Source organism: Endothiovibrio diazotrophicus (assembly GCF_054657215.1).
On sequence record NZ_BAAHXB010000162.1, the window covers coordinates 1 to 9842 of the forward strand.

The 9842-nt window shown below is 62.9% G+C and carries 7 protein-coding genes and 1 pseudogene; 4 read left to right on the plus strand and 4 right to left on the minus strand.

The window, feature by feature from the left end; genetic code table 11:
- The first annotated feature begins 401 nt into the window (after positions 1-401).
- Positions 402-707 (plus strand): hypothetical protein, encoded by a 306-nt coding sequence (locus ACYQ2W_RS24120; protein WP_459873176.1) that lies wholly within the window; start codon positions 402-404, stop codon positions 705-707.
- 337 nt (positions 708-1044) lie between these two features.
- Here ACYQ2W_RS24120 and ACYQ2W_RS24125 read toward each other — a convergent pair whose 3' ends face one another.
- Both ACYQ2W_RS24125 and ACYQ2W_RS24130 read right to left on the minus strand, forming a co-directional pair.
- Entirely contained in the window at positions 1045-3744 is a 2700-nt protein-coding gene (locus ACYQ2W_RS24125; RefSeq protein WP_459873178.1) for a winged helix-turn-helix domain-containing protein, read from the minus strand.
- Positions 3745-3868: 124 nt separating this feature from the next.
- Complete coding sequence (locus tag ACYQ2W_RS24130) at positions 3869-5419, minus strand: serine hydrolase domain-containing protein (protein WP_459873180.1); 1551 nt, start codon at positions 5417-5419, stop codon at positions 3869-3871.
- 130 nt (positions 5420-5549) lie between these two features.
- Between ACYQ2W_RS24130 and ACYQ2W_RS24135 the strand changes: the two genes are divergently transcribed.
- Positions 5550-5687, plus strand: coding sequence for an HVO_A0114 family putative DNA-binding protein (locus ACYQ2W_RS24135; RefSeq protein WP_459873182.1), 138 nt, complete (start codon positions 5550-5552; stop codon positions 5685-5687).
- Positions 5688-6137: 450 nt separating this feature from the next.
- On the opposite strand, the gene ACYQ2W_RS24140 is transcribed toward ACYQ2W_RS24135, so the two are convergent.
- Positions 6138-6317 carry a hypothetical protein gene (locus ACYQ2W_RS24140; RefSeq protein WP_459873187.1) on the minus strand — a complete coding sequence of 60 codons (180 nt, stop codon included), beginning with the start codon at positions 6315-6317 and terminating at the stop codon, positions 6138-6140.
- 245 nt (positions 6318-6562) lie between these two features.
- Here ACYQ2W_RS24140 and ACYQ2W_RS24145 point away from each other — a divergent pair.
- Positions 6563-8006 (plus strand): annotated as a pseudogene (locus tag ACYQ2W_RS24145) (transposase).
- Positions 8007-8241: 235 nt separating this feature from the next.
- On the opposite strand, the gene ACYQ2W_RS24150 reads toward ACYQ2W_RS24145, so the two are convergent.
- A complete protein-coding gene (locus tag ACYQ2W_RS24150) occupies positions 8242-9075 on the minus strand; it encodes an SPOR domain-containing protein (protein WP_459873190.1) in 834 nt (277 codons plus the stop codon).
- Positions 9076-9413: 338 nt separating this feature from the next.
- On the opposite strand from ACYQ2W_RS24150, the gene ACYQ2W_RS24155 reads away from it, so the two are divergent.
- The coding region (locus tag ACYQ2W_RS24155; protein ID WP_459873193.1) for a nucleotidyltransferase domain-containing protein at positions 9414-9842 on the plus strand (429 nt) is incomplete at its 3' end.

Below are 9842 nucleotides of genomic sequence, written 5' to 3' on the forward strand. Positions count from 1 at the left end.
TTAGGGCTCGCGAAAGAACAACTTCCTGTTTTGGGGCGTCGAGACGCCGCTCCAGCAAGGCGCGCAAAGGGGCGCATACTCGTTGTATGCAACCCTTTGCGCAACACCGCTGGAGAGGATGGATCGGCGTCCCAAAACAGGAAGTTATTCTTTCGCGAGCCCTTAGGCCGCGATCAGGACGGAGTGAGGCACTTGGATTCGGTGGCCGGTAGGAACGGAAACGGCGTCATCGCGGCCTAGGAGGAGTGCCGCGCAGAGAGTCTGGCGGCGGCTTGCGCCGAGCGAGGGGAGTGTACGGTGTATCTCACCGTGACCGAGAGAAGGGCTATGCCAACGTCCCGGGGTGGGCGGGCCAGCCCTCGAAATCAATTCGATCCATCAATGTGCGAGGAGTAGGAAAAATGGGTGTAAGAATCTGCCCGGAATGCAACGCCAAGAATCCCGCCGGGGCGCCGTTGTGCGTGAAGTGTGGTTGCGTCATCACCGACCAGAAGGTCGTCGGGGATGAGCCGTCAACGGCGGAACCGGTTTCTGCGGGGCCGCTGGCGATGGAGATGGTGGGGGTCGGTCAGGTGGTGGTGACGGATATTCAGATGCCGTTCTGGTCGATGGTGTGGTTCATGCTGAAATGGGCGATTGCGGCGATTCCGGCGACGCTGATTTTGTGGTTCGTGATCGGGGTCATCGCTACGGCGGTACGACACTGATCCTGCGTCCGGGGCGCGGGATGCGCCCCTTGCGCCGGAGCCATTAGGCCGCGAGGCAGCGCCGGTCGTGGCAGTGGCGCACCTTGATGGCAGCGCAAGACGGGGTCTTGAACACCTAACCTTTCCTTATGGCCCGGCCCCCTCAGACTCGAATTTTCCGGCGCCCTCTCCCTCGTCACGGCCCGCGGCGACGGCCGCGAGGCGATCTACCTCTCCGACGATGACCGGCACGGCTTCATCGACGTCCTGGCGGAGGCGGTTGAGCGCTTCAACTGGACGCTCCACGCCGTCCATCGAAGATTGTGAATAGGGCAGTTTACGCGTTGGCGATAGTTTTTCAGTCTATGCCTAATTCCCCGGCCCTGCGCACGGCGGCGCGGCGGTTGTTTACGCCGAGTTTGGCGTAGATGTTTTTGGTATGGGTCTTCAGCGTGTTTTTGGAAACGAACAGATGTTCCGCGATTTGCGGGCCGCCGAGTTCGGTGCGCAACAGGCGTAGGACCTCCAATTCTCTGTCACTGAGCGCCTCGACCGGCGGTGGGGGGATCTCTGCCGGAGACCCGGGTGCCGGAGTCGTCTGCTCGGCAGGCAACAGCACATCGGCCCAGGCGGGCGCGTTGCCCTGGACGATGTACTCCCGAATCCATGAGAGCGCCTCGGCATCCTCCGCGGCGAAGCGATGGATCTGGTGTTCCGCCTCCGGCTGGGCAAAGGCGGTTTGCAGGGCCGCCGCCGCGCTCGCCGCGTCGCCCGTGGCATGGTGCAACAAGGCGATGAGCAAATGGATTTCCAATCCGTGTTCCCGGGCTTGGCCGGTTGCAGTGGCATGCCGGAGCTTTTCCAGTAATCGTTGTGCGTCTCGTCTATCTTGCTCTTGGCCCGTGCGGCGATAGGCGGCGATCAGCACCCGCACCAGGGTGAGATGAGAAAAGACCAAATGGAAAGCCGGTGCGTCATCCGCATGTAGGTCGCTGAGTTGCGCCCAGCGTCGCGCGGCGTGTAAATCGCCCTGCAGTACGTCCAGCCGGGCCTGCCAGGCCGCTATGGGGGCGAAATCCGGGGCCGGGCTGGGTATGCGCACCTCGGCGGCCTCGGCCAGCAAATCCTCGGCGTCGCCGTAGCGCCCTTCGAGGGTTTGCAGCAAGGCTTGGATGATAAACCAATGATGGGCGGTTTCGAGCAGCTTGGCCGGCTCGCCCAAGGCCCGGGCTTGAGCGAGATGGTCCCGCGCCTGATCCAGCTGATAGCGGCCCAGGGCCAGTAGCGCCAAGGTCACATGGATGTCCGCCGCGCCTTGCGGCGCGAACCGGTGTTCGGCCACCCGGGCCAAGGCCTTACGGCACCAGCGTTCGGCCGTTTTGTGCCGGCCTTGCGCGATGCTCAGATTGGCCAGAAGGTAGGCGGTAGAGACCATGCCGCTGATCTCGCCGGCGGCTTGCATGGCTTTATGGCCGGTGCCGATGGCGGCGACGGCGGCACTGAGATCGCCGCCGTTCCATTGCACCAATCCCAAGAGCACCGCGGCGGACCCGCGCCATACGGCCTCGCCGTCGGGCAATAGGTCCAAAGCCTGGCCGGCATGCTCGACGATGCCCGCCACATCGCCGCTGGCCCCGGCATGATAGGCGCGGCCCACGGCCAGCAAGCCGGGCAGAGCGGTGCAGGCGGCTTCATTGAGCACCCGGCCGCCGCTCGCGCGCGGTTGGTCGCGCGCTGGCTGGAGCCGGGCCTCGGCGGACTCCAGCCAGCGCGGGGCGGCAGCCGGGTCGTGCGACAACAGGGCCAGTCCATAGTGGGCGCTGAGCACCGGACTGGCAGTGATGAGGTGCTCGGGCAAGGCCTTCATCCAACCGAGAAAGAGGCCTTCCGGTTCCCGCTTACGCAGCTCGGGCCAAGCCTGTTCGATGATGTCGGCGGCGAATTGGGTATTCTCGGCCAGCACGGCGTGATGGATGGCATCCGCGACGAAATCCTCCGCGTGCAGCCAGTCGGCGGCGCGTTGGTGCAAAACCTTGATGTCGACGTCGCTCGTGCTCAAGCGGACCTGCAACACCTCGCCGAAGAGATGATGAAAACGGTACCAGCGGCGCTGATCGTCCAGCGGAATCAAGAACAGGTTTTGCCGCTCCAGCCGCTCCAGTACCACGGCCGCCCGATCGACTCCGGTCACCGCCTCGCTCAACTCGGCGTTGAAACGCTCCAGCACCGAAGTCTTGAGCAGAAAATCCCGCACCTCAGGCGGTTGGGCGAGTAACACCTCTTCAACCAGATAATCCAGCACAAAACGGTGGCTGCCGGCAAAGGCATCGACAAAATCCGCACCATCGCTGCGCCCTTGCAGCGACAGCCCGGCCAGTTGCAGGCCGGTGATCCAACCCTCGGTGCGGGCCGTCAAGGCGGCCACGTACTCCCGGCTCAGCGCTAGCGCCATGGTCTGGTTGAGAAAGGTCGTGGCCTCGGCCTCGCTAAACCGCAGTTGCGCCGCGCGCACTTCACACAACTCGCCCCTGGCACGCAGGCGCGCCAGCGGCAATGCCGGGTCTTCCCGGCTCACGATCACCCAATGCAGCCGCTGGGGACCATGTTCCAGCAGAAAGGCCAGCGCATCGTTGATCTCCCGCGAATCCACGGCGTGGTAGTCATCCAAAACCAAGGCCAGCTCGGATTCCAGTGTGGTGAGTTCATCGAGCAATGCGGCCAGTACGATGTCGCCGGCCGGCGGTTGGGCGGACTGCAGCAGGGTGTGGGTCGTCGGTACGCCATTCGGGACGGCGCGCTGCAAGGCAGCGGCCACGAGTGCGAGAAAACCGAGCAGATTGCCGTCGTTTTCATGCAGCGATATCCAAGCCACCGCGCCGCCGGTTTGCCTGATTGCCGTGCTCACCAAGGTGGTCTTGCCGAAACCGGCGGGGGCCGAGACCAGGGTCAGCTTACCTTTCAGGCCCTGCCGTAGGAGATGTTGCAGGCGGTCCCGGTCGACTTGATTGGGCCGGGGCGGCGGGATAAACAGTTTGGTGGTGATCAGACTGGGCGGCATGGTGGCGTGCCGGTTGCGGCAGCTTTGCTGGGAAGGAATGAGGGGCGAATTATAGGCTACCTATCATTCTCCGGTAGCCGGCCCCCATCCCCCTGCCGCTTTCCCGGCACGCCACGGTTGGTTTCTATTGACCGCCATCCTCCAAGGCGATGCCGAGCAGATAGTTCACCACCGCGACCAATGCATCCTGCTCGCCTTCGGCATCCACCGTATTGATCAGAACCACCACCCCGATACCGCGCTCGCGGTGCAGCACGACAAAGGTAGCGACGCCCGGATCGCCGCCGCTCATCAGGATGAAATCACCATCTGCTTGCCAGTAAATGGGTGCTTCCGCATCGCCGAACAGCATGGCGACGCCGGGTTCCGTCAGTATCCGTGTCCCTTGCAGTTCGCCACCTCCCGCCAGGGCGGCGAGCAGCCGCGCCAGATCATAGGCCGAGCTGCGCAGGCCGCCGTCAGCAAAGGTGGGGTAGGTGTAGGCGGGGAGGGCCTCTGCTTGGCCGCCGGGCGTCCAATAGTGCTGCGAGGCCTGCTCGAAACGGCTGAAATCCGTTGCCGCGTAACCGGTGTTCACCATCCCCAACGGATCGAACAAACGCTCGCGCATGATGTCATTGATGGCTTGGCCTTGCGAGAGCGCGAACACCTCCGCGGCCAGGGCCGCGCCGACATTGCTGTACTCGCTGCCCTCGCCCGGGGCAAAGCGATTGAAGTTCGCGGCCGCTGGGTAACCCGACACACCGGTGGCGGTGAATTGCTCCAGGAAGAGCGAGGTGTCCGCCGAGAAGGGGTGGCGGCAAGTGCCGGCGGGGATTTGTCCCGTGGCCTCGTAGAATGGCGTTTGCGGCTCATCCACCAAGGTGTAGGAACATTCGTAGATCAAACCGTCCGACAGGCCCGAACTGTGGTCGATCAGGTGTCTCAGGGTGATCTCCGTGGCCGGTGCATTGGGGTTGGTGACGGCATAAGGCAAGACCGAATTGATGGTCGTTTGCGGCGCGATGCCGCCTTCCGCAAAACCTTTTGCCAGGGCGACGCCGAGCACCGCCTTGCTCACCGAGCCGATGCGCATCGGGGTGTTGGCCGTCATGGGGATGTTCCGCGCCAGATCGGCCGAGCCGAAGCCCTGGCTCCAAACGACCTCACCCGGGGTGACGACGGCCGCGGAGAGTCCCACCACATTGAATGCTTGTCTCAGGTCTTCAAGGTCACTTTGCACTGCCGCGGAATCGAGGCGTTGCGCCAGGGTTTCGGCGCTTGCGCTGGGCGTGGCGAGATAGTCGATGCCGAAGCCGCCATCGGCCTGCAGCTTGAGGTTGGCCGCCACCTCATGGGTGGTGCCGCCCAGCTCGACCACCACCTCAGGCAGTATCAGAGTGCCGTTGGTCAGGGCGAAGCTCGCGCCGGGAGCGGCGCCGATGTCAGTGGCGCCGGCGCTGAAATCACCCTGCTCGAAGCGAAAGCGGTCGCGATCCCAGCGCAACACGACATCGTTGAAGTGGCCGCTGTTCAGCGTGGCGACCTGATCGATGCGCAAGTACTCGCCATCGAAGCGGGCGTCCGCCCAGGCCGTTTGCCCCAGCGCGCAGGCAATGGCCGCTCCCAGCGCCATGGGGTAGCGCAAGCAGCAGCCTTTTCGGTAGTGGCCATTGTCCGGGTGTTTTTGCGGCATTGCGGATTGCCCGTGCGTCGGTAATTGGTGTGGGCAAAGAGTAGGCTGGAGTGGGGTGAGGGGGCCTCACCCAAAGGGGTGATTTTTGTGGTGGTGGGATTTGGGCAATGGCCGTACTCGGTACTCCCGGGTGGAGCGCGACGTCCGTCGTGTCCATGACGGCGTGGGCGTACTCCTCGACCTGGGCCTTATCGAAAAAGACGACCAGGGCAAGCTGCTCTGCCCCTACGCGGATATCCATGTGGATATGCATCTGAAGGCGGCTTAGCCACATTTCACCACCGAGACGACGGTAGCGGAACGCTTTCGATCCTAGCCTTCGACAATGCAGATGCCTTGGAGGCCGGTCAGATCCGCGCCACGCTAGCGAAATCCGGCCAACAGACTGGGCATTGTGACCTCCAAATCGCCGGTCAGGCCCGTCGCCGGGATCTTGTATTGGTCAGCAACAACCCTCGTGAATTTGAGCGGGTCGAAGGGTTGCGGTTTGAAAACCGGGTGTAAAAGTCGGGAAGTGCGAAAGGGGAAGGCGAGGACACAATCTCCCTCCTTTCAGTCGCGCATCACGCAAACCCCCATCCCGCCTCGGGTGGCTGGATGCAAATTGCAAGACCTGACCCCGTCCAATTCAATCTCCCTCCTTTCAGTCGCGCATCACGCAAACCCCATCCCGCCTCGGGTAGCTGGATGCAAGTTGCAAGACCTGACCCCGTCCAATTCAGGCCTTGTTGCCGTCGGAGCAGACTTTGTTTCCGACGATCACCCCTGCGACTCCACCGATCCCTTTCCCGATATTGTCGCGGATGGCGTTTTGATCCATGGTGCAGCCGCTGACGGCGATTGCCACGGCAGATGCCACCAGGATTCGTCTGCTTCTGCCTCGGTTGTTGACCTTCATCACCCGGTTCCCTTCTGTTATTCGTGGTGGAGGAGTTGATTTTCCCGAATCTTACCGTAATCCGGAATCCAAGACGAAACCTCCCGGATATGACGACGGAGGGAACGGGGCAATGGCATCGGCTTGGGGTCCAACTCACTGAAGTAAAAATCCACCCGCAGAGCGGGTGGTTTTGGGTTAGCCCCCAGAGGGGGCATGTATGCCTTGCCCCCTGAGGAGGCAAGGCTGTCATCCCCGTAGTCTTGCTGGCGGCCCTTAGAAATCCAAAGGTCGCTGCTCCATCTCACGCTCCTTCTGCTCTTGGTACCGCACATACGCGCGGATTGCAGCAGCACCTGGAGACCGTGCTCGCCCAGTGTCGCGATGAGGCGCAGGACATGGGCATCCCGGCCTACGTCGAGCGCGAATTCCGGCGGTATCTGGAGTGCGGGATACTTGCCCACGGGTTTGCGCGTGCCCGTTGCGCGGAGTGCGGCCACGACTTCCTGGTCGCCTTCTCGTGCAAGGGGCGAGGCATCTGTCCCTCCTGCAACACCCGCCGCATGGTGGAGACCGCCGCCCACCTGGTGGACCAGGTCCTTCCCCGCCTGCCGGTTCGCCAGTGGGTGCTGTCGCTGCCGAAGCAGCTGCGCTTCTACCTGCAGCGCGATTCCAAGGCGCTGAACACCGCCCTGCAGATCTTCCTCGACCAGATCGAACGCCAGCTGCGTGCCCGGTGCGACGCCGGAAAAGAGGCTCGGATCGGGGCGGTGGCGTTTATCCACCGCTTCGGTGCCTCGCTCAACCCCCATACCCACTTCCACGTCTGTGTGATCGACGGCCTGTTTGAGCCGGCCGGGGAGGGTGGAGTCCGCTTCACCGAAGTGGACGATCTCGACGCGGAGGATGCCGAGGCGGTCCAGGTGCAGGTGCACCGGCGCATCCTGCGGGCCTATCAGCGGCGGGGATTGCTGGACAAGGGCGATCGCCAGGAGATGGAACACTGGGATCACGGTGGGGGGTTCTCGCTGGACGCCACGGTTCGTATCGAGGGGCGCGACCGGCAGGGGCTGGGGCGGCTGTTGCGCTACTGTGCGCGTCCGCCGTTCGCCGCCGAGCGCTTGGAGGAGCTGGGCAGCTCCAAGCGCCAGCGCCTAATCTACCACTTGCCCAAGCCCGGAATGGACGGGCGCACCCAGCTGGTGCTCTCACCGCATGAGCTGATTGGGCGGATCGCCGCCCTGGTGCCGCCGCCGCGATTGCATCGACACCGGTACTACGGCGTGCTGGCGCCCAACTCGCCCCTGCGCGCCGCGGTGACGGCGCTGGCGCCACAGGCCGAGCCGATGGTCTCGGTGCCCGCAGTAAGGGCCGAGCCCGAAGGGCCTGAGCGGCGCAATCGGGCTCGCTACCTCTGGGCGATGCTCCTGACCCGTATCTACGAGGCGCTCCCGCTGACCTGCCCCGTGTGCGGGGCCGAGATGCGGATCATCGCATTCGTCACTGACGGGTAGCGAGGTGCGCAAGATTCTGGAGCACATCGGCGAGCCCTGGACGCCGCCCCGGATCGCGCCGGCCAGGGGCCCGCCGGAGTGGTATGAGGACTCCGAGGCCTCTGCGATCTGGGGTGAGGACGAGGAGGCCGGGAAAGGCGATCCCTTGGCCCAGCCGGCCCCGGAGTACGAGTTCGATCAACGGGTCAGTTGGTAGCGGTCCGAACGGTCCACCTGGGTGGCCGTTGTCGGTGACAGGGACTCCGCCCAGTTTTCCCACCTTCCCCAGTACACATCCGGCACGCGATGCCCCCCGAGACCCAAAGAAGAGGCTCTCAGGCCGTCCACCGTCGGTCGAGCGGGTCATGTCGGGCCCTTGCCAGGGCCCACAGAGGCGTGGATACTTGTGCGTAGGCGGTTGGATTTCCTATCCTTTTCGTGGTTTTCCTACATCATTGGCGCGTTCGATGTGGTAGAAATGTGCTGCCTTGAGTCGGCGTTGTCGTTGAGATTCCCGGCAGTGGTCGGCGACCAATGAGTATGCCTATTGTGCTCGGTAGATGATATGGAGGGATATAATTATGAATTCCGAAGTTATTGTTGTATTGCTGGTGGTGGTTGTATGTGGCTTTGCGGTAATGACAAAACCGTCTGACGATGATTTGAGAAGGCAAATATATTCCCAGATCCTGGCGGAGGCAAAGCAGCTGAAGGTGGAAAACAACGACAACTTGTTTAGCGGGGTAATGAAGTTCGCTTGCAGACTCTCTCCCGACGAGTGTGCGCGGCAGATTTACAATACGATGGTTACGATCAACGTCGATGATAAAGTCGTATTCAAGAAAGCGAGAGTGAACGTTGCCGAATCCCAATCCGAGTGTGTCGGATTCTTCAATACGTGGAAATGTTGATCGCGCTATTTTGATCCCTCGATCCTGCCGTTTGTCACCGCTGCACCAGCGGTACCGTAACCGCCTGTACCCCTTCCTCCTTGCGTACTTGCGTAATCGCTTGGTCATTTCGGCAGCCTCGTAGCGGCCGATGCGCACGGTGTGCCAGCGTCGGCCGTTGCTGGAGACCGTGTCGTAGACAAAGGCGGGATAACCGGCAACCTTCCACTGGTCGACGCTCTCGTCGGCATAGCGCTGTTCGCCGAAGCTGCCCACCTGGACCGAGTAGCCGACGATGGGGGAGTCGTCGACCTGCTCCGGTGCGGCGGCCTGCGGGGCCGCCGCCGCGGGTTCAACGGCCGGAGGGGCTTCGACGACGAGTGGCGAGGCCTTCACGTCGCCGGCGGGGGGGCGGCGGGGATGTTGTCTCCTCTGGTGGGTTCTCTTCGCCCCCCGGGGATATCGGCTCCGCGGCCGAGGCTTCGATCGGCACCAAGGCACAAGGGTGACTTACCGGGACACCCATTGCAACCGGCTCGTCGGCATCTCTTTCGCTGAGGCTACAAAAATTGCGGAGACACGACTGACATTTCACCGAAAATGAGGTTTATCTATAGGAAATTTCGTACTGTCTATCAGAAGGAAGAGGAAAATGATCGCCCTCCCTTGAAAGGCGTCGGCGGCTTCCCGATACTGTGGAAAACCACACAATTACTTCGCCGGCGCCCTACACCATGACCTCCTCCCCTACCCACTCCCCCGACGGCGCTCCCCGTTGCCTCACCAACACCCTAGACCACCTCCCGGAGGCGAAGCGGTATCAGCTTGAGCGCATCAAGGAGGTGCTCTGCTCGACCGTCCCCCTCGACTGGTTGGTGCTCTTCGGCAGCTATGCCCGCGGGGATTGGGTCGAGGACCCGATCCATCGCTACTTCTCGGATTACGACCTGTTGGTGGTGGTCTCCGAGCCCTTCCTGGTCCAGCGGGCGGGGTTGTGGGAGCGGCTGGAGCGGGAGCTTCAGGCGATCGCCGGGCGGGTGCCGGTGACCCTGCTGGTCCATACCCACAAGGAGGTAAACCACGAGATCCGCATGGGGCAGTATTTCTTCTGCGACATCATGAACGAGGGGGTGGTGCTCTACGACGGCCACCGCTCGCAGTTT

Coding starts and splice junctions, on each gene's coding strand:
- ACYQ2W_RS24130 (WP_459873180.1), bottom strand. CDS start 5,419: ATGCCGCAAAAACACCCGGACAATGGCCACTACCGAAAAGGCTGCTGC.
- ACYQ2W_RS24125 (WP_459873178.1), bottom strand. CDS start 3,744: ATGCCGCCCAGTCTGATCACCACCAAACTGTTTATCCCGCCGCCCCGG.
- ACYQ2W_RS24140 (WP_459873187.1), bottom strand. CDS start 6,317: ATGAAGGTCAACAACCGAGGCAGAAGCAGACGAATCCTGGTGGCATCT.
- ACYQ2W_RS24120 (WP_459873176.1), top strand. CDS start 402: ATGGGTGTAAGAATCTGCCCGGAATGCAACGCCAAGAATCCCGCCGGG.